Origin of the sequence: Streptomyces sp. GESEQ-4 (genome assembly GCF_017948455.1) — a bacterium.
In the GTDB taxonomy this organism is placed as follows: domain Bacteria; phylum Actinomycetota; class Actinomycetes; order Streptomycetales; family Streptomycetaceae; genus Streptomyces.
The window spans coordinates 20,001-45,047 of sequence record NZ_JAFFSU010000037.1; the positions used below are offsets into that span (position 1 = coordinate 20,001).

The window sequence follows — 25,047 nt, forward strand, 5'->3', positions numbered from 1 at the left end:
GTATCGATCGCGATAGTATCTCTGTCGATACCATCTTTAACGGGAGGCTTGCCATGCGTCGTTTCATCGGGCGGGATCGCGAGCTGAACGTGCTCGGCAACGCCTTGCAGACGGTTCGTGATGCCCTCGGGTCAGCGAAGCCGGGCCAGTGCGTTCTCATGCGGGGGAGGCGGCGGGTCGGCAAGTCCAGCCTCGTCGAGGAGTTCCTCCGGCGCACCGAGACGCCGTACCTCTTCTTCACCGCCGCGGGCGGCACGGCTCAGGACGAACTGACGGAGTTGCTCGACGCCGTCGCCAGATCGACGCTGCCGGAGCGGGAACTGTTTGCGGAGGAGACCCCGGAGCAGTGGAATGCGGCATTCAGGCTGCTCGCGGAGATCCTGCCCGATGACAGCCCGAGCGTGGTCGTCATCGATGAGGTTCCATATCTCATGGACCGCATCGACGCCTTCGAGGGCATGCTCCAGCGGGCATGGGACCGGCTGCTCAGCCGCAAGCCGGTACTCCTCCTCCTGGTCGGATCCGACCTGTCGATGATGGAGGCTCTGAACAGCTACGACCGCCCCTTTCATCAACGGGGGAGGGAAATGGTCGTGGGGCCTCTGAATCCGGCCGATATCGGCGAGATGCTCGGGCTTGAGCCGGCCGACGCCTTCGACGCCGCTCTCATCACGGGCGGTCTCCCGCTGGTCTGCGCGGAGTGGCGGGCCGGAGCGGATGTCTGGGAGTTCCTCCGCGACTCGCTGGACAACCCGATCTCGGCGCTGCTGGTCTCCGCCGAGCGCTCACTGGCCGCTGAGTTCCCACCGCAGGCGATGAGCCGGGAAGTGCTGCGGGCCATCGGAAGCGGGGAGCGGACGTTCACCAACATCGCGCGGGCCGCCGGCGGCATCTCACACACCACCCTCACCCGAGCCACGGATGTCCTGACCGGGAAACGGGTGGTGGCAGCCGAGCTGCCGCTCTCGACGCGGCCGTCGAAGGAACGTCGCTACCGGGTGGCCGACCCCTACCTGCGGTTCTGGCTCGCGTTTCTGGATCCGCACATGGCGGAGATCGAGCGGATGCGAGGAGATCTCACTCTGGCCCGGATCAAGGAGCAGTGGACGAGTTGGCGGGGCCGAGCGATCGAACCGCTGGTCCGGGAATCCCTCGCCCGTCTCCTGCCGGACGGGCTCCTGCCCGCCGCCCCGGTGATCGGCGGGTACTGGACCCGCAGCAACGACGTCGAGATCGACCTCGTGGGCGCCGACCGGCAACCGGTGGCCAAGCAACTGCTCTTCCTCGGCTCGGTCAAGTGGCTGGAGACTTCCGCGTTCGACAGCCACGATCTGGCCGCGCTGCAGAAGCACCGCGCCGCAGTCACCGACGAGCCCGTTCCACTCGTGGCGGTCTCCCGCAACGGGATCAGCTGTTCCGGGCTCCAAGCGGTGTACGGCCCCGAGGAATTGCTCAGTGCATGGCGGAGGGCGTGAGCGGGGACCGGCCTCGCTGGTTGCGGTTCGTGACCGTGCCGCCGGGTCATGGACGTGATCCTTCCGGTACGTCGAGTGTCGTCCGCTTCGCCCCGGGGCGTCGGCGGCGTCGGTCTCGTACCAGCCAGAGCAGGACGTATGTGGTGGAGACCGCGACGAAGACGGTGCCGTACAGGGTGATCAGGCCGATCCAGCTCCACCAGGGGACGAGGCGGCGTTGGCCGGCGTGGGTGCCGAGGAGGACGACAGCGGGCCAGGGTCGTGAAGAAGAGGGCCAGGACGTCGTCGAGGTGGCCGAAACGGAGCGCGACCTCGATCCACATCGGGTTGAAGGCCAGGCCCGCGATCAGCACGCGCTGCCGCGGCCGCTGGAGCAGCGACATCACGGCGGCGGTCAGAAACTGCCCGACGGCATCGGCGAAGGGGTTGAACAGGCCCGCCACCAGGAATCTGACGGGTCCCATCTGCAGTTCGGCCACCGCGAACCACAGGACGGTCCAGGCCGCGAGCAGCACCAGGTGCACCCGCTGACTGATGACCGGCACGCCTCGTCCCATTCCCTCGGGTTCTGGATTCGGCCGAGATCGGGGCTTACGGCACAGGAGGGCCGTATGCCTGTGGAATTGTCCGCGGCCGGTAACAGACGGATCCCTCGGCCGACTTCCTCCCTCTTCACGGGCGCAACCGGCTTCACAGCGACGGCGAGGGACAGCGGACATGAGGCGAAGTGGCGGACGAGGGTGGTACGGCAAGGTGCTCGCGGCGGCGGTCGGGGTGACCGCGGTGGCTGCCATGGCCTCGGTCTGGGGCGCGCAACTCGGTTCCACCGAGGGGCGTTCGGCCGGCGCAGACGTCTCGACGCCCGCCGACTCGTCCCGGCCGAGCGCCCAGTCACCGGGCCGTAAGAAGGTGGCGCCCGTGTCGCCGGAGATCGCGCATGCCTCGGACGGAGGGGCGCGCAGCGTCAACATCACCATCGACGACGGGCCGGACCCCACGTGGACGCCGGAGGCGCTGCGGGTACTGCGGGACAACGGGGTGAAGGCCACGTTCTGCATGGTGGGCACGCAGGCTCGCGCCCATCCGGACCTGGTCAAGGCGGTGGTGGCGGCCGGGCACCGGCTCTGTGACCACACGGTGTCGCACGACGTCGCCATGGACAAGAAGTCCGAGGCCTATCAGTCACAGCAGATACTCGACGCCGAGCGCATGATCACCGAGGCGTCCGGGGGTGTACGGCCGATGTACTACCGGGCCCCGGGCGGCGCCTTCACCCCGTACAGCCGCCACCTCGCCGCGTCCCACGGCATGCGCCCGCTCGGCTGGAACGTCGACACCATGGACTGGGAGCGTCCCGGTACGCAGGCCATCGTCGCCACCGTCAAGAACGAGATCTCCAATGGGCCGACCCTGCTCTTCCACGACGCGGGTGGAGACCGCTCCCAGACCGTGGCCGCCCTGCGCGAAGTCCTGCCGTGGTTGAAGGAGCAGGGGTATTCGTTCGGGTTCCCCGTCCGCTGAACCCGCAGCCCCGCGCTCCTCAGGTGGCCCGCACCGTGCTCGCGAAGTCGGGCGGTGGCGGGGGCTCGGGCAGCAGGGACTGGAGCTCGATGTTGATGGAGCGGAGGCGTTCCTGCTCGCCCGCGTCGCGGGCGCGTTCGCCGTCGCGAATGAGGCGGTCGGCTCTGGACGGGTGGCGCATCCGGTCGCGGTAGCGGGCCAGGTTGTCGAAGACGAGCGGCTGCAGCACCCCGGCACGGTCCAGAACGCGCATGGCGTGCTCGCGCAGCCGGTCGGTACGGCGGCGCAGCAGGTCGGCGTCGCGGGACTCCACGGCGTCGGCGATGTCGCGCTCGTAGACCGGCAGGTCCTCGCGGTCGGAGGGGCTGCCGTGCGCGGCGACCAGGTCGCGGACCTCGGTGAGCAACGACTCGGCCGCGCGGACGAGTTCGGGCCAGGTCAGTTCGTCCTCCACGGCGTCCAGGGCGACCCGCAGATCGAGCAGGCACTTGGCGGCGCGCGCCGCCTCGTCGGGGGCGTGCCGGGCCGCCTCGACCGCCCGGTCCAGCTCGCCGAGCAGGTCCTCGTCGTCCACGCGCTGGAGCAGCAGGGCGGCGACGGGGCTGGCCAAGGAGGCGCAGCGGGTGCGCAGTTCGGCGAGCCTGGCCTGTTCCGCGTCGGCGTCCAGGCGTAGTTCGGCGTGGTCGACGGCGGGTTCGCCGACCAGGTTGACGGTGGTCTCGAACGCCTCGTCCAGCAGCGGCACGAAGGCGCTGACCTTCACCAGCCGGGAGGCGTCGATCTCCACGGTGAGCCGTACCTCGCTGCCGGCCGGCACGGTCCGGCTCACCCGGTCGGCGCCGACCTCGATGCGGCCGATGGTGCGGTTGCGGTCGGCCCGGGGGCGCTCGCCCTCCAGGACGGGGATGCGGATCAGGCCGCCGCTCGCGCCCCGCTCGACGGTGACGGTGGTGCGCAGGGGTGCTGTGCGCCGTACCGGAAGCCGTGCACCCCGTTCGACGAGGGGGCGCACCTGGTTGTCGGCGAGGCCGACGCCGAGGGCGTGGGTGAGCATGGGGTCGGTCTCGACGGCGCCGACGGTGTAGGTGAGCAGGTCGGGGGTGAGGCGCTGCCGGGTTCCCGCGGTGTCCGTCAGGACGACGGCGAAGGTGTTGCGCCGGCCGGGCTCGGCGCGCAGCGTGCTGGTGAACTCGCCGCGCGCGGACAGGGCGATACGGCCGCTGTGCCAGGGCGGGTCCGACTCCTCGTTGAGCAGTTCCACGGACATTCCGTGGGCGGCCGTGCCGTCGGCGGCACTCACCCGGCCGACCACCACCGGGTCCAGGTCGGGGCTGACCCGCGGGTACTCGCAGCGCAGCGTGAAGGCGCCCGGCTCCGTCACGGGTACGCCGTTCCAGTCGTCGGGGAGCGGCTGGGCACCGGCGAAGATCGCGGCGCCGCGGGCCACCACGGTCATCGGGTCGTGCCCGAAGTCCATCGGGATGCCGAGGCCGTGGCGCGGGTCGGCGAGGCGCTCGCGCAGGAAGGGCATGGCGGTCTGCCCGCCCACCATGATCACCTTCTCGATGTCGCCGGGTCCCGCGCCGAGTTCGTCGAGCACCGTGCGGCACAGGTTGACGGACCGGGTGACGAAGGGCTCGGCGAGCCGTTCCACGTCGGCGCGGCGCAGCTCGTGGAAGAACTCGTACCGGCCGCCGGTGTCATCGACCAGTTCTACGTCGATGTCGGCGGCGTGCGCGCGAGACAGCCGTATCTTCGCGGTCTCGGCGGCCTGCTTCAGCGTGGCGACGGCGGCCCGCCACCGCGGGTTGCCGCGGGCCAGGTCGGCCAGTTGCGGGAGCTGTCGGACGGCGGCCGGGATCAGCAGCTCCTCCACGATCCGCCAGTCGACCAGCTTTCCGCCGAGGAAGTTGTCGCCGCAGTGGCCGACGACGGAGAACTCCCCGTCCCGCAGCCGGATCACGGCCGCGTCGAAGGTGCCCCCGCCGAAGTCGTACACCAGCCACATCGCGTTCTCGTCGGTGGCCTGGAAACCGTAGGCGTGGGCGGCCGCCGCGGGCTCCTGGAGCAGCCGGGTGAACTCCAGGCCGCCCAGTCCGGCCGCCCGCCGGGTGGCCTCGCAGGCGTTCAGGTCGAACGCGGCCGGTACGGTGATCACCGCCGCGCGGATCTCCTCGTCCAGCCGCGCCGCGACGTCCCCCCGCAGCGCGGTGAGCACCTCGGCCGACATCTGTTCCGGCGTCAGGGTGCGGCCGGAGGCGGGAAAGTGCTTGTCCTGGCCGGACATGCCCATGCGCAGCTTGAACTCGACGCCGGTGTTGTCCGGGTCGCGCTCGCACCGCTCCCGGGCCGGTCGGCCGACGAAGAGCCGGTCCCGGCGGTCGATCCAGATCGCCGACGGGGTGGTCTCGTCGCCGTCGTTGTTCTTGATCACTTCCGTCTGCACGCCGCGCAGTACGGCGACCGCGCTGTTGGTGGTGCCGAGGTCGATCCCGATGTCGATGGTGGTCCTGCTCACTGTCCCGCGCCCCCTTCCGCTTCGGGCTCGTCTTCGGGCTCCTCGGGCGGTGTGCCCACGATCACTTCGCCCAGCGCGAGGGGCGTGCCGCGCAGATACACGGCGGGCCGGACGGTCTCCACGACCTCGTCGCGTTCCAGGCCGGGCATCGGCTGGTAGGCCAGCACCCGCATCCGCAGCCCGGGGTCGAAGACGGTGCCGTCGTACGAGCGGGTCTGTACGCCGCTCTCCACGAGGGCGTCCACGACCGCGTCGAGGTGGCGGCGCACCCCGGCGGAGGTGCCGTCGGCGGTCTCGACCTTGTTGCGCAGCCGCCATACGGCCGTGGCGAGTTCGACGAGGGCGTCGGCTTCCAGGGCGACGGGGGCGGTGAGGGGTGCGGGGGTGGGGGTGGGGGTCTCGGTGCCGGGTGGGGTGGACGCCATCAGGTCACTTCTTCCTGTTCTCCCATAGGTCCATGAGCGCGGACATGCCGAACAAGCCGATGACGACGGCGCTGCCGCTGAACCACTTCCCGACAGTGGTCTCGGGGCCCGCGAGCAGAGCGCCGCCGAACAGGGCCCCTGTCAGCGCCAGCAGTCCCAGAGCGAGCACGCGGAACGCGCCGCCCCCTCGCGTGCCCGCACCCGACCGAGCCGACGGCCTCCGGCCGGAGACGCTCCGGCGATGTGCGGCGCGCGGCCGGTACTCGGTCGTGGGCGACAGGTACGGGTCCGCCTGCACGACCCGGTCCACCAGATTCCGGGCCTGGGGCCGGCAGTTGGCGCAGCAGGGGATCGAAACGGTCTGCGGGCCGTCGATGTCGTACCGGCGGACGGTCTCCACCTCGGACGGGCGCACGGACCGGCCGCAGAGTAAGCACAGCCCCGGGACTCCAATGGTCGTCGGTGCCGTACCGGACGAAGACCGGTCGGCCGCCGCCCGATCGAGCGTGTCGATGTTCTTCCGGATCACCGACCGGCCCTCCTGGCTCACGGCAAGCGGCAGCAGCCTGTGGTAGCCGGCGAGGGCCGTGTCGAGGTCGCGGGTGGTGTTGGCGTACTCGGTGAACAGCTTGCACGCCGCCATGGCCACCGCGTCGCGGACCTGGTCGGTCTCGGGGGCGTGCGGGCGGAGTTCACGCAGCTCACGCAGGCGCGGTTCGATGGTGTCCAGCAGCCGGGACGCCTGCTCGGCGGCACGCCCCGGCGACCGCTCGCCGCGCTCCACGGTCTCCTTGCAGTCCAGGAGGATGTCGTTGCTCAGCAGCACGGCGAGGTTCTTCTCGACGAGGGTGCGTACGTCGCCGCTGGCGGCGAGCCCGCGCGCCGACCGCAGGTGTGCGGCGGCCCGGTTGAGGAGGGGGTCGTGGGCGGTGGACACGTCGGCGGAGAGACTGTTCGCGCAGGCCACCGCGCAGGCGTTGACCGCGCCCGCCACCTCGTCGGCCGCGTCGGCCACCACGGCGTGCTTCTTGCCCAGCACGGCACGCAGCACCTGGACGTCCGTCTTCGTCTCGGCCAGCAGCGAGTCGGCGGCCCGCTCCAGCGCCGCCGGGTCCGCGCCGGGGCCGGGCAGGGCCTCCGTCCGGTCCCGGATGGCGGCGGCGAGCGGCGCGGTGACCCGGCGGAGGGCGGCGTCCACAGCGTCTTCGTGTGCCTTCAGGCTCCGCATCAGCGTCACGTGCTGCCGGGCGACCTCCTCGCCCCCGCGCTGCCGGGCCGCGTCCACCGCGACCTGCGCGTGAAGGTCGAACAGCACCGCCGGCAGGGCCTCCCGGAAGGCGGTGCCGTCCACCGTGCGCAGCCGGGGGTCGTCGAGTACGCGGATCCGCTCGTCCAGCCACCGCCAGCAGCCGTCGTCCGCCAGCACCAGCCGCCAGTACAGGTAGGCCCGCTCCCACAGCGTCCGGAGCGTGCCGGCTCCCAGGAACGCCTTCGCCTCAAGCGCCTCGGCGTGGTGGAGGACGGCGAGGTTGTGGACCGCGATGCTGCGGGGGCTCGGCGCGGGCGGGTCGGCTGAGGCGTCGGCTGAACCGGCCAACCGGGTCCACACCTTCCGGGCCCGCGCCAACTCCGTCCCGTCGGTCTTCGCCAGCGGCCAGAACCAGAAGAACTCGTCCACCACCCGCCGTACCGGATCCTCCAGCCGCCGCAACGCCTCCCGTACGGCGATGTGATCGGGCACGGGATCCGGCGCCAGCCACCGCGCCTCCCCCGCCGACCCGCCGGCCCGTTCGGCCCCCAGCGCCTCGGCCGCGCGCACCTCGGAGACCCGACGCCGCACCGCCCGCGGCGTCGCCGTGACCGCCAGCCCGCTGACCCGGAACCCATTGCGCCGGTACAACTCCCGGTCCATGGCGTCCCCGAGCCACGTCGGCACCTCCACCCGAGCCATGGGACCCCTCCGACCGCTGCCCGCCGCCAACGACGACGGCCAGCATCCCGCCGCCCCGTCGGGACCGGTCCCCGATCCACCCCGGCGTCTCCCGTGGGTGCGATCCTCGCCGAGGGTGACTGCGGCGGGCCGGCTGAGGATCGCGTCGCGACCGGTCGGCCGCGACGCGACTGGAACTCCCGTGGAGGGCCGGGTAGTACGAGCCCCGGCGAGGTGTCAGCCGCTGAAGACGCGTTCGGCGTCGTCGCGGTGGGTGGTGTGGAGCTCCCAGTAGACAGGGGAGATCTCCTCGGGCTTGGCCGTCGGGAAGCCGGGAATGACCGACGTGCCGATCGAGACGTCGATGGCGACGTGGGCGGCCTGGATGCCGGTGTCGGCCAGTTCCTTGTGGAGGTTGATCACCCAGTTGCGCAGCGCGGCAGCGGCGGCGTTGACGTTGCCGACCTGCGGCACAGGGTCGACGGATCCGCCCCCGGTGGTGTAGAGCAGGGTGCCGGCGCCTGCCTCGCGCATCGCGGGCAGGACCGTCCGCGTGGCGGCGATCGCACCGTAGAGCAGGAACTCCATCTCGTGCTGCACGTGCGCCGGTTCGGTCGTGCTCGGAGTGGTCAGGACGGTCGAGTCGAACCCGCCGACCGGGGAGTATTCCAGGACGTCGATGCCGCCGAACCGTGCGGCGGCGTCCTGGAGCCCCCGGGTGAGCGCGTCGCGGTCGAGTACGTCGGCGGGGAACGCGGCGGCGGAGATGCCTTCGGCGGTGAGCGTGCCCACAAGGGTGTCGAGCTTGCCGGGGTTGCGTGAGATCAGGGCGACGTCGAAGCCGCGGGAGCCGAAGGTGCGCGCGATGGCCAGGCCCAGCTGGGGGCCGGCTCCGATGATGGCAATGCTGGTCACAGCGATCCTTTCGTGCAGTCAGTCCAGTCAGTCCAGCTCGTACAGTTCGTACAGGGAGAAACGGAAAGGCCTATCCGGTTACCTCCGACACCGTAACACCAAAAATGGATAGGGCACTCCGATTGATAAGGTGACCGGCATGACCCCCGACCCCCGGCAGCCCGATGCCCAGCCCCTGCGCAGCGACGCCGAGCGCAACCGTGGGCGGATCGTCGCTGCCGCGCGCACCGTGTTCGAGCGGGACGGTCTGGGTGGGTCGATGGCGTCCGTGGCCCGGGAAGCCGGGGTGGGGATCGCCACTCTCTTCCGGCACTTCCGCACCAAGGAAGATCTGATCGCCGCCGTCTTCGCCGACCGCATGGACGCGTACGTCGCCGCCGTCCATGACGCTCTCGACGCCCCCGACCCATGGGACGGCTTCAGCGGGTTCATCGAGGCCATCTGCGCCATGCAGGCCGCCGACCGGGGTTTCGCCGACGTGCTGACCGCGGCCTTCCCCGCCTCCGAGGCCCTGCAGTCGCGCCACGACGCGGCGTACCACGGCTTCCTGGAACTGATCGGCCGGGCCAAGGACAGCGGGCGCCTGCGGGAGGACTTCGCGAGCCAGGACCTCGTCCTCCTGCTCATCGCCAACGCCGGCGTCGTCAATTTCGCCGGCGACACCCTCCCGGACGCGTGGCGCCGCCTCGTCGCCCTGATGATCCAGTCATTCGAGGCCCCCGCTTCGGGTCCGCTGCCGGACCCGCCGGAGGATGACGCCCTCTACGAGGCCATGCGCCGCGCCGGGCAGGCGAACACGTCCTCGCGTGAGCGGAAGAGCAACGACTGACCGCGGCCCGGCATGCGGCGCACGCCGAACCGCGTTCCCCGATCACGTGCAGGTCTCTTCCTGGACGGCCGGGGCGAGCCGAAGGGCGGCTGACGCATACTGGAGTCAATGACAAAGCCCAGTGCACCGAAGCGGCACCTGCCTACCAGTCCCTTCAAGAAGCCGGTCGCGCCAGCTCCCAAGCACTTCGCTGTGGGCGACCAGGTCACGCATGACATGTACGGCCTCGGCCGGGTCGTCGGTATCGAGGACGGGATCGCGGCGCTCGTGGACTTCGGTTCGACGCAAGTGCGGATCCTGAGCCCGTACTCGAAGATGACCAAGCTGTAGGGCCGCTGTGCCCCGTCACCGTAAGGGAGACCTCTCATCGATCTGACCTCGCTGTTCTCCGCCCCGGAAGGGGCGGCACCGCGCTCTGCCGTCGCGGCATCGCCGACTCCGGCGACGGACCCCTTCCAGGCACCTGACTTCGGGGAGAACGAGGCTCTCCTGTTCGACTCGGGGCAAGCCGACTTCGACCAGTGACAGGAACGTCGACTGTTCGGCGACCACCAGCCGGCCGCCTGGCCGCCTTCCCGGACCAGGTTACTTAGGTTAGGTTTTCCTTACCTACTTGGAACGGCTGGAAAGAAGTCCTCTCATGGCCCCCTCCCCCTCCCGTCGCCGCCTCCTCACAGCAGCCGGTGCGCTCGCCTTCGGGCCTCTGCTCGCCGCCTGCGGCAGTGGGGACTCGAAGGCGAGTGACACCGGGGCGGACAAGGGTGAGCCCTGGTCGTTCAAGGACGACCGTGGCCGTACGGTCCGTACCGACGCGACACCGAGGAACATCGTCGCGTTCGTCAGCGCCGCCGCCGCGCTCCACGACTACGGCATCACGTGCACAGGCGTCTTCGGTCCCACCGAGCCCGTGGCCGGGAAGCCGAATCCGCAGGCCGGTGACATGGACGTGAGTGAGCTGACCAGCCTCGGCACCGCCTGGGGGCAGTTCAGCGTCGAGAAGTACGCCGCGCTCAAGCCGGACCTGCTGATCAGCAACATGTTCCCGGCGCCGGATCTCTGGTTCGTCCCCGAGGAGAGCCGGGCGAAGATCGAGGCCCTCGCACCGACCGTCGGGATCAACGTCGCCCGCACCTCGCTGCTGGACCCGCTGAAGCGGACCGCCGAACTGGCGGGGTCGCTCGGCGCCGACCTCAGCGCGAAGAAGGTCACCGACGCCAAGGCCCGCTTCGAGCGGGCCGCCGAGACGCTGCGCGCTGCCGCGCGGGCCAATGGCGGGCTCAAGGTCATGGCGATCACCGGGGACACCGAGAACTTCTACGTCGCCGTGCCGGACTCGTACAGCGACCTGAACTACTTCAAGGATCTCGGCGTGGACTTCGTCGAGGGCAAGAAGTCCGACGAGTGGGGCTTCTGGGAGTTCCTCAGCTGGGAGAACGTCGACAAGTACGACGCCGATCTCATCATGGTCGACAACCGCTCCACCGCGATGACCCTCGACCAGCTCGACGCGAAGGCCACCTGGCGCCAGCTCCCCGCGGTCAAGGCCGGCCAGACCACCCCCTGGTCGATGGAGGAGCGCTTCAGCTACGCCGGTTTCGCCCCCGTCGTCGAACGCCTCGCCGGCGCCGTGGAGAAGTCGACGAAGGTCACCTGACTGACGTCGACGAAGGTCACCTGAACCGCGCTCAGCCGCCCAGCGTCCGCGACGGCGGATGCCCGTACCGCTGCCGGTACTGCGCCGCGAACCGGCCCAGGTTGCCGAAGCCCCAGCGGTGGGCGATCTCGGAGACGGTCGCCGAGCCGTCCCGGGCGGCCGCCATCAGATCCTGATGGGCGCGCTCCAGGCGGACCTGGCGGAGGTAGCCGAGGGGAGTGGTCTCGAGGTGCCGCCGGAAGGCCTCCTGCAGGGCGCGCGGGCTGACCCGGGCCCTCCTCGCCAGGTCGGCGAGCGTGTGCGGGCGGTCGGGCTCCTCCTCGACCAGGGTCATCGCGCGGCGTACGGCGGCGTGCGAGACGGTGCCGGTGCGGCGGGCGTCGACGCCCGGGGTGATCAGGCGCTGGGTGGCGACCAGCAGCCCGGCCGCGGTCTGCGTCAGCTGCGCGGCGACGAGCGGGTTGGTGCGGGCGATGCCGTCGCCGAGCACCTCGCGGCGGACGGTCTCGGAGATACCGGCCCAGGTGCGGCCGGCCTCCGGTGAGACGGGACCGCCGAGTGCGAACCGGGCCCGTACCGGGGCGTCCAGGCCCAGCGCGTCGGCCGCGGCCTGCTCCACCGTCTCCTTCGCGAGCCGCACGGTGACCATCTGCGCGCCGGGCGACCAGTGCACCTGGAAGCTGCGGTACGGATCCAGCACGTAGGTCTCGCCGGGGCCGACGCACGTCTCCTCACGGCCCGGCGAACTCACCCTGACCCGGCCGCGGACGACCTCGCACATCAGCAGGTAGGTGCCGAGCGGCTGAGGCCGGATCAGGGTCTCCGCGTAGAGGTCCGGGGAGCCGTACGACAGTCCGGAGACCGTGATCCCGGGGAAGCCGCTCTCCGCGTACCACGCCGAGAACTCCCGTGGATCGCCCAGGCACTGCAGCTCGTACGGGCTGTACGCCTGGCTGATGATCTCCCGGATCTCCTCGAGGTCGCCGCTGCGCACGAGGGTGGTCAGCCTGCCCAGTTCGCCGGATACGGCGCTGAGCGGTGCCATCAGGACAATCTCCCTCTCCCCGCGTTTTCCGGCCGGGGGCCGCGTTTGGCGAGTAGCCGCCCGGACGCTCCGTTAGTAGCGTCGTCCCTGTCCGTAGTCAAGGCGCCACCGATTCCGCACAGCGGTTTCGGGACAGCCGCGCCGCGCGGACACCGCCCTGAACCACGGGGGACGTTCAGGGCGGTTCTTCGTGGAGGGCCCCGTCGCGCGAGTACACCGCGCACGGGGTTCCTCTCACATCCGGGATCGTCCGTGATCGCCCGTGATCGCCCGTGACGGGTCTACAGCCACCCCTTTCGCTTGAAGCCGCGGTGGGTGACGAAGCAGGCCGTCGCGATGACCGCCATGACGAGCGGGTAGCCGAACTTCCAGTGGAGTTCGGGCATGTGCTGGAAGTTCATGCCGTAGACGCCGCACACCATCGTCGGTACGGCGATGATCGCGGCCCAGGCGGTGATCTTGCGCATGTCCTCGTTCTGGGCGACGGTCACCTGCGCGAGATGGGCCTGGAGGATGGAGTCGAGGAGGCCGTCGAAGGCGTGTATCTGCTCGGTGACGCGGGTGAGGTGGTCGGAGACGTCCCTGAAGTAGGGCCGTATCCCGGGGGCGACCGCGCAGGCCGGGTCGGTCGCGAGCCGGTTCATGGGGCGGTCCAGCGGGACCACCGCCCGCTTGAATTCGAGCAGTTCGCGCTTGAGCTGGTAGATCCGGCCGGCGTCGCCGCCGCGGCCGTCCTGCGGGGAGAAGACAGCGCTCTCGACGTGGTCGATGTCGTTCTGGAGGGCGTCGGTGACGGTCAGGTAGTCGTCCACGACATGGTCGGCGATGGCGTGCAGGACGGCCGCCGGACCCTGGGCGAGCTGCCGCGGGTCGGCTTCCAGGTCCTCGCGCAGCAGGCCGAGGGAGCCGTGGCGGCCGTGGCGCACGGTGACGACGAAGTCGGGGCCCGCGAACACCATGATCTCGCCGGTGTCGACGACCTCGCTGGTGGCGGTGAGTTCGGCGTGCTCGACGTACGTCACCGTCTTGAAGACGGCGAACAGGACGTCGCCGTACTGCTCGACCTTGGGCCGCTGATGGGCGTGGACGGCGTCCTCTACGGCGAGCGGGTGCAGGCCGAACAGGTCGGCGATCCGCGCGAACTCCAACTCGGTGGGCTCGTGCAGACCGAGCCACACAAAGCCGGTGTGGCTCTGCCGGGCGCGGGGAGGGGAGTGCCGCGAATTCTCGGTTGTCGGCTGCGGCAACGTCGTGGTTGATCGCGCAGTTCCCCGCGCCCCTTTGCGGCGCTGCAGAGCCGTAGCCGATTCCGCCAGGGTCGCTTTGCGGACCCGGGCGATGGACTCCTCGACCGTGTCTGCTGCCTTCTCGCGGATGCCGTCGCGGTAGACGACGCAGTTGACCACGGCGGTGCCGAGTGGGGAGCGGGCCGGGTGACTCAGGTCCACGCGTCGCACGCGCCGCGCGAGGCGGGCGACTTTGCGCAGGCTGTCGGCCATCGACATGCGGCACTCTCCGGGTCCTCGGTGGATCCGGACAGTGTGCCAGGTGAGGGTAAGAGCACCATGAGGCCGACCCCGGCCCGCGACCCCTACGACTCGATCCGCACCGGCCGGATCTCACTCACCTGATCGATGTCGGACACCCGCACCGTCACCTTCATCTCCCACTCCCCGGCCACCGGCAGCGTGAGTGAACTGTTCCCCCAGTAGCCCCCCTTGTTCGTCAGCTCGGCGTCGATCGGGCCGATGTCCTGGGCGGGGAGGGTGAAGGAGATACGGAGTTCGGGGACGATGGCGAAGCCGCCGTCCGCGCCATAGACGACGGCCTCCACGGAGTTGTCGCCGGTGCGGCCCGGGTCGAGGGTGATCTGCACCTTGCCCCGGGCGCCCGCGGCCCCGACGTCGAAGGGGACGACGGTGACGGACGCGGCGGGCAGCGCGCCGGCCGGTGCCGCCTGCGCCGCCTCGGCCTCCGCCCGGCCCGGCAGCGTCCCGGTGAGCACGGTCGTGATCAGCAGCACCACGGCGGCGACGCCGACTTCGGCGAGCACGGACCGGCGCAGCAGACGGTGGTCCTCAGCGGCCGGTGGCGTGGAGTCCGGCGGCTCCGGGAGGGACGGCGGGCCGCCGACCGGCTCCGGCACGCGTTCCCGTACGACCGTCTCCGCCTCCACTGCGAGTGCCTTCGTCGTCCACCGCCGGGAGAACCCGGCCGCGGCCAGCAGCAACGCCACCGCGACCAGCTTGACGATCAGGGTCCGCCCGTACGACGTGTCGGTGAAGGCGCTCCAGGAGCCCAGCCCGCGCCAGGACTGGTAGACGCCGGTGACGGCCAGGACGGTCACGGAGGTGAAGGCGAGCCGGGAGAAGCGGGCGACCGTCGCGGTGGAGGACGAGCCCCGGCGCAGGGTGATGAGCAGGGCGGCAAGACCGCCCAGCCAGACCGCCGTCGCCAGCAGATGCAGCGCGGACGAGGTGACCGCCACCGGCACCTGGATCCCGGCGGACGCGTGCTCGGCCGCCGCCCAGGTCAGCGCGAGGCCGACGGCGAGGGCGGCGCCCGCCACTTGCGGGAGGCGCCGCTGTGGCAACGCGGAAATGCCCCTGCGCAGCAGGACCGCCGCGACCGCCAGCAGCCCGAGCCGCGCGAGCAGCAGCGCACCGGGCCGGCCGGACAGCGTTCCGCTCAGCGCGGATGTGTCGAAGGCGGTCGCCGGTCCCGTGCCCGTCTCGTACGGGGCGCGCAGCACCAGCAGGGCGAAGGTGGCGCCGAGCAGGGTCCACCAGGCGGCCCACAGGGGCTTGTGCAGCCGCTCGGGGTCCGGCGGGCGGCAGGCCACGACGAACACCGCCGCGCCGATGAGCAGGGCGCCGGCGAGATAGGCGAGGTAACGGGCGAGGTCCCAGAGGCTGCCGGTCACCGGGTCCTCGACCGGGCCGGTGTCCACCGACGCGGCCGTCGCGGAGGGCTTGCCCACGGAGAAGGTGAAGGCGCCCGACACCGGATGGCTGTCCGCCGACACCACGCGCCACGCCACCGTGAACGTCCCGGTGTCGGCCTTCGCGGGCAGGCTCACCCGAACCGCGTCCGAACGCCCCGGCACATGCTCCGCCTCACCGAGGCGCAGCCGGTGGCCGCTGGGGTCCAGGATGCGGACGGAGTCGTCGAGCAGACCGACCGACTCCGTGAAGGTCAGGGTGAGGTCGCGGGGGGCTGACTTGAGGACGCTTCCGTCGGCCGGGTCGGTGGAGCGGAGTGCGGCATGCGCCGACGCCGTTCCCGCGCCACCGAGGACGAGCAGGACCAGCACGGCGCATAGCAGCACCAGCCCTTGAACTCCTCGCCTGCGGACCAATTCGCTTCTCCGTCGCTCAACTCTTCTGACGTCTCGGCCACTCCGATACGTACGTAAGAAGCCGCCGCGCTGCTCACCACGTGGGCCGCGCGGACACCCCTCCGTCCACGACCAGGTCGTGCCCGGTGATCCAGGACGCGAGGGGCGAGGCGAGGAACACGCACGCGTCGCCGACGTCCTCGGGCCGCCCGAGCCGTCCCGCGGGGGCTGCCCGTTCCCAGCGTCGCACCCCCTCCGGCCAGTCCTGCGCCAGCCCCTCCCGCTCGATCAGCCCGGGCGAGACCGTGTTGACGCGGATCCCGGACGGCCCGTACTCCAGGGCCGCCGCCCGCGCGTGCATGACCACACCGGCCTTGGACGCGGAGTAGTGGGCGTGCAGCGGAGCCGGCTGGCGGGCCTCGATGGAGGCGATGTGCGTCACACTGCCGCCCCCGGTCTCCCGCATGAGCTCCGCGGCGGCCTGCGTACAGGCGAAGACACTCGACAGGTTGGTGTCCACCACCGCCCGCCACTCCTGAGCCGTCATCCCGGGCAGCGGCTGCGTCGGCTGTACGCCCGCGTTGTTGACCAGCGCGGTCAGCGGCCCGGAGGCCCACGCGGCGGCCTCGCGCACGACCCGCCGGCACTCGTCCGCGTCGGACAGATCGCCCTCCAGGACGACGGCCCGGCGGCCCAGCTCCTCGATCCGGTCCGCCACCGCGCGCGCCGCCTCCACCGCCGTACGGCAGTGCAGCGCGACCGCCGCGCCCTCCTCGGCGAACCGCAGGGCGATGCCGCGTCCGATGCCGCCGGACGCGCCCGTGACCAGGGCGGTCTGGCCTTCGAGCAGAGTCATGGACGGCACAGTTCCACGATGCGGGCGGCCTCGGCCGGGTAGCGCGCCGTGAGGTCGGCCACGTCCCCGTGCTCGTAGTCCTGGTAGGTGAAGCCGGGCGCCATGGTGCAGCCGAAGAGGGCCCAGGCGCCGCCCGCGGCCACCCGCGCGCCCATCCAGGTGCGGGCCGGGACGGTGAACTGCGGGTGCTGCCCGCCGAGTACGTCCGGACCCAGCACGACCGTCCGCGCGGTGCCGTCCGGGGCGAGGAGCAGCAGCTGGAGCGGATCGCCGAGATAGAAGTGCCAGATCTCGTCGGTGGGCAGCCGGTGCAGGGCCGAGAAGTCGTCCGGCGCGGCCGTCAGCAGGGCGACGATGGCCGTGCCCTCGGGCCGCCCGTCCGCCCGCTCGGGCCCGGCCCAGGTCCGCCGGAACAGCCCGCCCTCGCGCGGTATGGGCTGCAGTCCGTAGTGGGCGATCAGGTCTTCCGGGGTCACCCGGGGAAGGCTACCTCCCGGGTGAGGAAGGCCAGTTGGGCGTGCTTCTCGGGCAGATACACGTCCGGGAGGTCGACCTCCGGCAGGACGACGGCGGGTCCGGCCGTGAAGCCCAGCTTCAGGAAGCGGGCGACCGCCTTCTCGTTGCGCACGTCGGGATCGACCACGATCCGCCGCCGGTCCAGGCCGAGCAGCACATAGGAGAGAAGGACACCGACCAGCGCCGCGGTCCAGCCGGACCGCGTGCCCTGTGCTCCGGCGGGCGCGAGCAGCAGATGCACCCCGATGTCGCCGGGCCGGACCTCGTAGCAGTCGCCGACCCGGTCGGCGTCCGGCTCGTACGTCTGGAGCACCGCGACCGGTTCCGCGTCCCGCACCACCAGGTAGGCGTGGTGGGTGTCGAGCGTGTCCATGTGGGCGTAGATCTCGGCTACTTGGTCCCGGGTGAGCCCGTTCATGCCCCAGAAGGAGGCCCGCTCCTCGCTCGCCCAGCCGTGCACCACCTCGGCGTCGGCGTGGGCGTCGAGGGGCAGCACACGGATGGTGCCGAAGCCGTCGATCTGCTGCTCGTGGACGGCATGGCGGGCGGGGGCGTGGATCTCAGACATCGGTTTCCTTGTCGAGCGCGTCAGTCATCGGTTCCTTGTCGAGTACGTCTGTCATCGGTTCCTTGTCGAGCAGGTCGAAGTCGGTGACGACCGGGACCAGATCTCCCCTGGTCCACAGCGGGAGCTGGTCCCGGTGATGGGCCGAGCCCGGCACCCCACAGGCGCCGAACGGCACCGCCCAGCCGCTGTCCTCCCGGCGGGCCAGATCCCACACATAACGGGCGGCCGGACCGCGCGCGGCCAGATCGGTGGTGCCGGGCACGGAGGAGGTGCACAGCACGCAGTCGTGATCGCCGGACAGGCCTGGTTCGTCGTACGAGGGGCTGGGCAGCGCCCGCCAGGGGGCCAGGCGGTGGGACTCACCCCACGTGCCCGGCGGCCGGCCGGCGACTTCTTCGACGGCCGCGCGGACGGTAGCGGGGCGGTCGATGCCGTACAACTCCTCGGCGCGCAGGAGATGTTCGAGGGCGAAGCCGATGCGCGGGCCGAGGGCGAGCCAGGGGAGGAAGGCCTCCGGGTAGGCGGGCGGGACGGCGAGGGCGGCGAACGCGGGGTGCTCGGCGAGACGCCGTACGACGGCTCCGCGCACCGCCGCGTATGCGGCGGCCTCCGTGCTGTCCGCGTCCATACGCCGGTCCCAGGCGAGGAGACGTTCCCGCAGGTCGGTGGCGCCGGGGGTGAGGTCGTCGAGGGCGGCGATGCGGTCCAACAGGGGCGCGGCGGAGCCGAGATGGGTGTCCATGTGGATCGCGGGCATGTCCCCCGCCGTCCACTTCTCCTTCTCCTTCAGGAGGGCGGCGATGCGGTCGGCGCGGTGCGGCGCCGCGAACTCGACGCCGAGGGGCGTGGAGGGGCCGCGCTGGTTCGCCATCACCGCCGTGCCGTCGGTGAGTTCGCCGTACGGCATCTCGTGCCAGCCCTGCCAGTCGTGGCCGGGCTCCCAGGCGGGCACGAGGCGGGTTCGGTTGGCGGTGCCGCGCACCGGCACTCTGCCCGCCACGCGGTGCAGCAGGCCGCCCTCGGTGTCGGCGGCCATGACGACGTTCACGGGCTCGGCCCAGCGGTCGAAGGCGCGGTCCACGTCGGCGACGCGGCGGGCGCGCAGAAGAGGGAGGAGGGCGCCGAAGCCGAGGTCGCCGGTGACGCGGGGCGGGTAGCGGAGGCTGACGGCTTCGGGCGTCCCGTCGTCGAGTCCCTCGGGGCCGCCGATGATCACCGGTCCGCGCTCGGTCTCGATCACCTCGACCGGGACCGGTTCCTCGCCCGCGACCTCGATGACCTCCGTGTGCCGGGGAGCCCGCACCCAGGTGCCGTCCGGGCCGAGCGCCTCGACGCCCGCGCCCGTCCGCCGCAGCCGCTCCCGGTACAGGTCCTGGTAGTCGGCCATCGCGTTGGTGATGGCCCAGGCGACGGTGCCGGTGTGGCCGAAGTGGGCGATGCCGGGGACGCCGGGGACGGCGATGCCGACCACGTCGAACTCGGGGCAGGAGAGGTGGATCTGCTGGTAGATGCCGGGGTCTTCGATGAACCGGTGCGGGTCCCCGGCGATGACGGCGGCACCGGTCGCCGTCCGCTCACCGCCCACCAGCCAGCCGTTGCTGCCGGAGGTGCCGGGCCCGTCGGCGGCGAACAGACCGACCGCGTCCTCCCCGAGCCCCCGGACGACCTGCTCCCGCCAGAGCTTGGCCGGGAACCCGGCGAACAGGATGTGAATGGCCAGCCAGACACCGAGCGGGGTCCAGGGCTCCCAGCGACCACAAGCAAGACCCACGCGAGCGAACTCGGGGGTACGACGGGCCCCTTCCGCCAGCCCCTCGTTGACGCCGTCCACGTACGCCCGTACCCAGTCCGCCGTCTCGGCGTCCAGGGCGCCGAAGCACCGTCTCGCGGTGTCGTCGATGCGGGCGCGTCTCGCGAGGAGGTCCCAGGGGAGGGCGCCGGCGCCGAGGAAGGAGGCGGAGGTGCCCTGGGCGCGGTGCCGTTCGACCTCCAGCTGCCAGGCCCGGTCGAGTGCGGTGACGCGGCCCTGCGCACGGGCGAGGTCGGCCACGCCGCCGGCTCGCAGATGCGGGATTCCCCAGGCGTCGCGGTAGATCTCGGCGGTCACGCTGTGGCCCTTCTATGCTTTAGGTTAGCCTTACCTAAGTAAGTTCTGGCGGAATCGTACGCGAGGGGTGGAGAACCGATGGGGCAGGGGCACGGCTGGGAGGGTGCGGTCCTCAAACTGCTGCGCGCGAAGGACTTCGTGTTCACGGTGACCGGCGCCGAGGACGTCACCGAGAACTACCGGCGGCTCCACCTCAGCGACGGCGGCATGCTCGCGACGACCGGCGTCCACCCCACCATGTGGGTACGCCTGTGGTTCGACAACGGGGGCAAGGCGCATCAGCGGGCGTACACCCTCGTCGCCCCGGACCCCGCGGCCGGCACCTTCAGCCTGGAGTTCGCCCTGCACGAGGGCGTCGCCAGCGACTGGGCCCGGAAGGCGCAGCCCGGCGACACCATCGAGGCGACCGTCCACGGCACCGGGTTCGAGGAGCCGAGCCCCACCCCGACCCACGTCTTCGCGATCGGCGACCCGGCCTCGCTGCCCGCCCTCAACTCCCTGCTGGACGCGCTGGGTTCGGCCCCGGCCACCATCTGGTTCGAGGGCGGCGCCGAGGGCCTGCCCTGCCGCGCCGACCCGTCCCGCCACGAGCTGCGCCAGGTGCTGCGGCTCGACTCCGGCACGCATCTCGTCGAGCGCGTGAAGGCGGACCTGCCGGACCTGCTCAAGGGCACGCCGGACCCGTATGTCTGGATCGCCTGCGACACGGCGACGACGCGCCGGCTGAGCGCATACGTCCGCAAGGAACTCGGCGTCCCCAAGGAGCGGATGCACGCGCTGGGGTACTGGCGCGCGTCCTGAGGGCGCAGACGGCATCATCGACCCATGGACGTCACCCTGCATCTCGCCCAGGACCCCGAGGCCGACGCACTGCTCGGGCGCAGTCCGCTCGCCGCGCTCACCGGGATGCTGCTGGACCAGCAGATCCCGATGGAGTGGGCGTTCAAGGGCCCGGCGACGATCGCCCAGCGCATGGGCGCCGACGACCTCGACGCCCGCGACATCGCCGCCCGCGACCCCGAGGCCTTCGCCGCGCTGCTCTCCGAGAAGCCGGCGGTGCACCGCTATCCGGGGTCGATGGCGGGGCGCATCCAGCAGCTGTGCCAGTACCTCGTCGAGCACTACGACGGTGATGCCGAGGCCGTCTGGAAGGGCGTCGACAGCGGCACCGAACTGCTCAAGCGACTCCAGGACCTGCCCGGGTTCGGCAAGCAGAAGGCCCAGATCTTCCTCGCCCTGCTGGGCAAACAGCTCGGCGTACAGCCGAAGGGATGGCGCGAGGCCGCCGGAGCCTACGGCGAGGCGAAGTCCTTCCGCTCCGTCGCCGACATCACCGGCCCGGAGTCACTGGCCAAGGTCCGCGCCCACAAGCAGGAGATGAAGGCGGCGGCGAAGGCGTCGAAGACCGGGGGGAAGTCCTCCGGAACCGCGGGGAAGTCCTCCGGAAATTAAGCCGATCGGCCCCTATCAGGTGGCAATCGGGTCCAATCCGGTCAAAGCATGAAGCATGACCGAGGCACCGAGCGGTCCCCCCTGGGGCCCGGACTACGACGACCGCCGGGTGCATGCCGCCGTGCGCGAGCCCCGCCCGGGTGGCGCCGAACCGCCGCTCGAAGGCCCCCTGCACGTCCTGGCCCGCACCGCCTGGCAGGCCGTCCTCCTCACCGGCATCGCCTCCCTGGTCCTCGGCGTCCTGGTCCTGGTCTGGCCGGGCGCGTCCCTGTGGGCGGCCGGCGTCCTGTTCGGGCTCTACCTCCTGGTCAGCGGCGTACTCCAGCTCGCCGCCGCCTTCGGCACCCACCGGACGACCTCGCTGCGCGTCCTGGCCTTCGTCAGCGGCGCCCTGTCGATCCTGCTCGGCCTGTTCTGCTTCCGCGGCGCCATGCAGTCGATCCTGCTGCTGGCCCTGTGGATCGGCATCGGCTGGCTGATCCGCGGCATCACCCAGACGCTGGCCGCCGCCCACGACCCGGCGATGCCCGCGCGCGGCTGGCAGATCTTCCTCGGCGTCCTCACCTTCATCGCCGGAATCGTGCTGATCGACTCCCCCTTCGAGTCGGTCGCCGTGCTCACCCTGGTCGGCGGCTGGTGGCTGGTCGCGGTCGGCGTCGTCGAGATCATCACGGCGCTGCGGATCCGCGGCCGCGCGAGTCGGGTGCCACGCGAGCTGTGAACGCCGTGCGCGCCTGGTCGCGGGTCCTCGTCCTGCTCCTCGCCCTGCTCGTGCCGGGCGAGCACACAGCACACGCGGCGACGGCCACGGCCGAGACCACCGCCGCGGTCGCCGAGTACGACGACACGGTCCTACGGTCCACAGCCCGCGCCGGCAACCGCCCCACCGCACCCCGCACCCACCCCCGGCCCGCCCCACCCCCGGCCGCCCCACCACTCCCGGCACCACCCCACCCCGAACCCGTCCTCCACACCCTCCGCACGGTGATCCTGCGCTGCTGACAGGGGCCCTGCCCCACCCCCAACCCATCAGCCAACGCAAGGACGACACAGTCATGCCCAACGACCCGTACGCAGTCCTACGCGCCCTCCTCCGCGCGGAAGCCATCCGCAACGCCCCCAAGCCCAAGCCCCAACAGCAACAACAGCCCCCGAAGAGCCTGAAGCGGGGTTGACGCAAGGTGGCGCGCCAGGCGCGAGTCCCGCCTGGCGCGCCACCTCCACGGTCGAGCCCATCACTGCCTCATGCGCGGCGCGGCCCAGACCACGATCGTTCGGCGACCGGCGTCGTAGGGCTCCCACTTGTTACCCCGGGACGATGCCTTGGCTACCTCGATGCGATCGATGAAGCAGCTCAGAAAGTCACGCTTCTCGGTCAGCGACGCCGATTTCCACTCTCCGACCTCATACGCCTTCGCTCTGCTCACAAGGTCCGCTGCCGAGCCGAAGCGAGCGCCTGCCTCGGCGAGAAGCTCTACCGAGCTCCGTCGTCCCTGGTCGGCATGGGAGACCTCGGCGAAAATCCGTTGGACCACGTACTCATCGAGATGCTCTCGCTTGATGCTGTTCCCGCCGTCATGCCCACCCGTCGCCCCCTTCGGCCGGGAGCAGCGGTACGAGGCAGTGGCACCGATCGTGCCATTGCTGACCATGGTTGCTCCGCACTCACAGCGAAGCACTCCCAGACCACTCAGGAGCGAACCGGCCCGTGGCCCGCTTTTCCCCCGCCCGCGAGTGTCCAGCCATGTCTGCAGTTCCTCCCACTCGGCAACTCCGAGGACGGGCTCATGGCTCATCACCGGCATCAACGTCCGCGGGTCAACGACGCTCCGGTACCCGACGACGGAGCGCCGGACACCGGGTCCACCCGCCGACTCCGGGCCGTAGACCGGTTCCACCGCGTGACCAACCAACCGCGGATCCCGCAGAATCCTCTTGAGCGTTGATGCCTCCCACAGGGACGGTGCGCGTTGTCCCTTCGCATCGGCCGATCCGGCGGCCCGCCACTTGCCGGCGAGCCGTGCGGTCTTCGTCGGCACTCGCCTTGCGTTCAACTCCGCGCAGATGCCGGAGAGTGACCCGGGGTGACGTCGTCCCGCCGACACCTCTTCGTCTTTGTGAGTGAGAATTCTGCGTACGACATCGCGGATGACCTCGGCCTCCTCCGGCACCACTACCAATTGCCGAATCGTGAGACCGTCCCTACGCGCCTCGGTCACCGCGTATCCGAACGGCGGCAGACCACCCACCCAGGAACCTGCTTCGCGCAGGATCCTCTTCGTGTCGCTCACGTGACGCGACCGATTCACGCTCTCCTGGTGGGCCGCCTCCAAGCGTCGGACCAGCTCCTCCGTGTCGGCAGGGCCGTATACCCCCTCTGTCACGGAGACCACCGTCACACCGAGTCCGTGTAGTTCAGCCGCGAGAGAGCGCGCCGTACCCACGTCCTGCCGGGACAGGCGGCTCAGGTAGTTCACAACAATGACGTCGACGTGCCCGTGGCGCACATCGTTCAGCATTCGCTCGAACCCCGGGCGAGCAGAACCCGATCTGTAGGCCGACGTGGCCTCATCCACGTATGCGCCCTCGTATCGGAAGCCACGCCCGATCGCCTCTGCACGGCATGCGGCCACCTGCGCTCGAACGGAGCTGGCCGACCCGTCCGGTCGGCCCATGCTCTGCCGCACATACCCGACAGCCGTCTTTCGATCATCCATGGGGGGAATGTGGCAGCAACGAGATCACACCCACCCCCTTTGACCGATAGTGACCATAAAATGTATGCACTTGCTCGTGCGGGCCGAGCCGGGAGGCTGCGCCCAGAGAGGCTTGACCGGTAGGCTTTCCGTGTGATCTTCAAGCGCATCGGAAACGGCCGGCCGTACCCCGACCACGGCCGGGAAAGCACCCGGCAGTGGGCGGACGTCGCGCCGCGCCCGGTCCGCCTCGATCAGCTCGTGACGACGAAGGGCCAACTCGACCTGGAGACACTCCTGGCCGAGGACTCGACCTTCTACGGCGACCTGTTCGCCCACGTCGTCAAGTGGCAGGGCGACCTGTACCTGGAGGACGGCCTGCACCGCGCGGTCAGGGCGGCCCTCCAGCAGCGCCAGGTGCTGCACGCGCGCGTGCTCGAACTGGACTAACGGCGAACTGGTTCCCCTAACGGGTTGAACTGCGCGTCGGCAATGATCATCTAGTAGGAATCGTCGCCCGCGCGCACTACGCTGCGCTCATGAGCATGCTGACTCCCCCCGGCATGGGCGGCCAGTACCGGATCAAGGGTGACAAGTACCCCCGGATGCGCCGGCCCCGGCGGCGCGGCAGGCTCGTGGCCGGGGTCGTGGCCTCGGTCGCCGCTCTCGGGCTGGTCGGCTACGGCACGCTGCAGCTCATCGACCTCTTCTCGGGCGGCGGCGACTCCGCCTCGGCGGTCGGTGCCAAGTCGGACTGCTCGTCCAAGGCGAGCCCCTCACCGAGCACCACGGCCGCCGTTCCCGCGCCCGGCAAGATCACCGTCAACGTCCTCAACGCCACGACCCGCAGCGGGCTGGCCAAGCAGACGGCGGACGAGCTGAAGAAACGTGGCTTCCGGATCGGCGACGTGGGCAACGCGACCGCGGAGTACGACAAGAAGGTCAAGGGCACCGGGCTGCTGCTCGGCCCCGCTTCCTCCCTCAACACCTCACTGCCGGTGCTCGCCACCCAGCTCAGCACCGCCGAGCGCCGCACGGACGCCGCCCGCAAGGGCACGGCCGTCGACCTGATCATCGGCAACGGCTTCAAGGCGCTGACCACGAAGAAGGACGCCGACAAGGCACTGGCCGCACTGACCGGGCCTCAGCCGACGCCCACTTCGTCGAAGCAGGACTGCTGAAGAAGACCTGCTGAAACAGACG

Annotated in this window: 23 protein-coding genes; 11 read left to right on the plus strand and 12 right to left on the minus strand. The window is 71.0% G+C overall.

Annotated features, from left to right (window positions below; all coding sequences use genetic code 11):
- Positions 1 to 53 precede the first annotated feature (53 nt).
- Both KCH48_RS38870 and KCH48_RS38875 read left to right on the plus strand, forming a co-directional pair.
- On the plus strand, positions 54 to 1,475 hold the full coding sequence (locus tag KCH48_RS38870; RefSeq protein ID WP_210582265.1) for an ATP-binding protein: 1,422 nt from the start codon (positions 54 to 56) through the stop codon (positions 1,473 to 1,475).
- A gap of 717 nt (positions 1,476 to 2,192) precedes the next feature.
- On the plus strand, positions 2,193 to 2,996 hold the full coding sequence (locus tag KCH48_RS38875; protein ID WP_210582267.1) for a polysaccharide deacetylase family protein: 804 nt from the start codon (positions 2,193 to 2,195) through the stop codon (positions 2,994 to 2,996).
- 19 nt (positions 2,997 to 3,015) lie between these two features.
- Here the strand turns inward: KCH48_RS38875 and KCH48_RS38880 are convergent, their stop codons facing one another.
- The 4 genes from KCH48_RS38880 to KCH48_RS38895 form a co-directional block, all read right to left on the minus strand.
- Entirely contained in the window at positions 3,016 to 5,514 is a 2,499-nt protein-coding gene (locus tag KCH48_RS38880; RefSeq protein ID WP_210582269.1) for an Hsp70 family protein, read from the minus strand.
- Positions 5,511 to 5,939 (minus strand): hypothetical protein, encoded by a 429-nt coding sequence (locus KCH48_RS38885; protein WP_210582271.1) that lies wholly within the window; start codon positions 5,937 to 5,939, stop codon positions 5,511 to 5,513. The genes KCH48_RS38880 and KCH48_RS38885 overlap by 4 nt, the downstream gene beginning before the upstream one ends.
- A 4-nt stretch (positions 5,940 to 5,943) precedes the next feature.
- A complete protein-coding gene (locus KCH48_RS38890; protein ID WP_210582273.1) occupies positions 5,944 to 7,890 on the minus strand; it encodes a hypothetical protein in 1,947 nt (648 codons plus the stop codon).
- A 216-nt stretch (positions 7,891 to 8,106) separates the two neighbouring features.
- Positions 8,107 to 8,784, minus strand: a complete 678-nt coding sequence (locus KCH48_RS38895; protein WP_210582275.1) for an SDR family oxidoreductase — start codon at positions 8,782 to 8,784, stop codon at positions 8,107 to 8,109.
- Positions 8,785 to 8,923: 139 nt separating this feature from the next.
- Between KCH48_RS38895 and KCH48_RS38900 the strand changes: the two genes are divergently transcribed.
- From KCH48_RS38900 to KCH48_RS38910, 3 genes are all read left to right on the plus strand, one after another.
- Positions 8,924 to 9,613 carry a TetR/AcrR family transcriptional regulator gene (locus KCH48_RS38900; RefSeq protein WP_210582277.1) on the plus strand — a complete coding sequence of 230 codons (690 nt, stop codon included), beginning with the start codon at positions 8,924 to 8,926 and terminating at the stop codon, positions 9,611 to 9,613.
- 108 nt (positions 9,614 to 9,721) lie between these two features.
- Positions 9,722 to 9,943, plus strand: coding sequence for a hypothetical protein (locus KCH48_RS38905; RefSeq protein ID WP_210582279.1), 222 nt, complete (start codon positions 9,722 to 9,724; stop codon positions 9,941 to 9,943).
- 310 nt (positions 9,944 to 10,253) lie between these two features.
- The gene (locus KCH48_RS38910; protein ID WP_210582281.1) at positions 10,254 to 11,267 is read left to right on the plus strand and encodes an ABC transporter substrate-binding protein; all 1,014 of its coding nucleotides are present in this window, start codon (positions 10,254 to 10,256) and stop codon (positions 11,265 to 11,267) included.
- A 31-nt stretch (positions 11,268 to 11,298) separates the two neighbouring features.
- Here the strand turns inward: KCH48_RS38910 and KCH48_RS38915 are convergent, their stop codons facing one another.
- From KCH48_RS38915 to KCH48_RS38950, 7 genes are all read right to left on the minus strand, one after another.
- Positions 11,299 to 12,312, minus strand: coding sequence for an AraC family transcriptional regulator (locus KCH48_RS38915; protein ID WP_210582282.1), 1,014 nt, complete (start codon positions 12,310 to 12,312; stop codon positions 11,299 to 11,301).
- Positions 12,313 to 12,593: 281 nt separating this feature from the next.
- Positions 12,594 to 13,817 carry a magnesium and cobalt transport protein CorA gene (locus KCH48_RS38920; RefSeq protein WP_246886560.1) on the minus strand — a complete coding sequence of 408 codons (1,224 nt, stop codon included), beginning with the start codon at positions 13,815 to 13,817 and terminating at the stop codon, positions 12,594 to 12,596.
- 86 nt (positions 13,818 to 13,903) lie between these two features.
- Entirely contained in the window at positions 13,904 to 15,640 is a 1,737-nt protein-coding gene (locus tag KCH48_RS38930; RefSeq protein WP_210582284.1) for a copper resistance protein CopC, read from the minus strand.
- Between the two features lie 103 nt (positions 15,641 to 15,743).
- Complete coding sequence (locus KCH48_RS38935) at positions 15,744 to 16,505, minus strand: SDR family NAD(P)-dependent oxidoreductase (protein WP_210582286.1); 762 nt, start codon at positions 16,503 to 16,505, stop codon at positions 15,744 to 15,746.
- Positions 16,502 to 16,981 carry a cupin domain-containing protein gene (locus tag KCH48_RS38940; RefSeq protein ID WP_210582288.1) on the minus strand — a complete coding sequence of 160 codons (480 nt, stop codon included), beginning with the start codon at positions 16,979 to 16,981 and terminating at the stop codon, positions 16,502 to 16,504. Before KCH48_RS38940 ends, KCH48_RS38935 begins: the two co-directional genes overlap by 4 nt.
- Positions 16,978 to 17,589: a GNAT family N-acetyltransferase gene (locus KCH48_RS38945; protein WP_210582290.1), complete on the minus strand. Its 612-nt coding sequence runs from the start codon at positions 17,587 to 17,589 to the stop codon at positions 16,978 to 16,980. The genes KCH48_RS38940 and KCH48_RS38945 overlap by 4 nt, the downstream gene beginning before the upstream one ends.
- On the minus strand, positions 17,582 to 19,696 hold the full coding sequence (locus KCH48_RS38950; protein WP_210582292.1) for a penicillin acylase family protein: 2,115 nt from the start codon (positions 19,694 to 19,696) through the stop codon (positions 17,582 to 17,584). The genes KCH48_RS38945 and KCH48_RS38950 overlap by 8 nt, the downstream gene beginning before the upstream one ends.
- A 78-nt stretch (positions 19,697 to 19,774) precedes the next feature.
- Here KCH48_RS38950 and KCH48_RS38955 point away from each other — a divergent pair, with 78 nt between their 5' ends.
- From KCH48_RS38955 to KCH48_RS38970, 4 genes are read left to right on the plus strand one after another with little or no spacing between them, the layout of a single operon-like run.
- Entirely contained in the window at positions 19,775 to 20,497 is a 723-nt protein-coding gene (locus KCH48_RS38955; RefSeq protein WP_210582294.1) for a siderophore-interacting protein, read from the plus strand.
- A gap of 24 nt (positions 20,498 to 20,521) precedes the next feature.
- Positions 20,522 to 21,148 carry an HhH-GPD-type base excision DNA repair protein gene (locus tag KCH48_RS38960; protein ID WP_210582296.1) on the plus strand — a complete coding sequence of 209 codons (627 nt, stop codon included), beginning with the start codon at positions 20,522 to 20,524 and terminating at the stop codon, positions 21,146 to 21,148.
- 55 nt (positions 21,149 to 21,203) lie between these two features.
- Positions 21,204 to 21,869: an HdeD family acid-resistance protein gene (locus KCH48_RS38965; protein WP_210582297.1), complete on the plus strand. Its 666-nt coding sequence runs from the start codon at positions 21,204 to 21,206 to the stop codon at positions 21,867 to 21,869.
- Positions 21,866 to 22,150, plus strand: a complete 285-nt coding sequence (locus KCH48_RS38970) for a hypothetical protein (protein WP_210582299.1) — start codon at positions 21,866 to 21,868, stop codon at positions 22,148 to 22,150. The genes KCH48_RS38965 and KCH48_RS38970 overlap by 4 nt, the downstream gene beginning before the upstream one ends.
- A gap of 233 nt (positions 22,151 to 22,383) precedes the next feature.
- Here KCH48_RS38970 and KCH48_RS38975 read toward each other — a convergent pair whose 3' ends face one another.
- Positions 22,384 to 23,865 carry a recombinase family protein gene (locus tag KCH48_RS38975; RefSeq protein WP_210582301.1) on the minus strand — a complete coding sequence of 494 codons (1,482 nt, stop codon included), beginning with the start codon at positions 23,863 to 23,865 and terminating at the stop codon, positions 22,384 to 22,386.
- A 132-nt stretch (positions 23,866 to 23,997) separates the two neighbouring features.
- Between KCH48_RS38975 and KCH48_RS38980 the strand changes: the two genes are divergently transcribed.
- Positions 23,998 to 24,294, plus strand: coding sequence for a type II toxin-antitoxin system VapB family antitoxin (locus tag KCH48_RS38980; RefSeq protein ID WP_003999914.1), 297 nt, complete (start codon positions 23,998 to 24,000; stop codon positions 24,292 to 24,294).
- An 89-nt stretch (positions 24,295 to 24,383) separates the two neighbouring features.
- Positions 24,384 to 25,025, plus strand: a complete 642-nt coding sequence (locus KCH48_RS38985; RefSeq protein WP_246886561.1) for a LytR C-terminal domain-containing protein — start codon at positions 24,384 to 24,386, stop codon at positions 25,023 to 25,025.
- Positions 25,026 to 25,047: the final 22 nt, after the last annotated feature.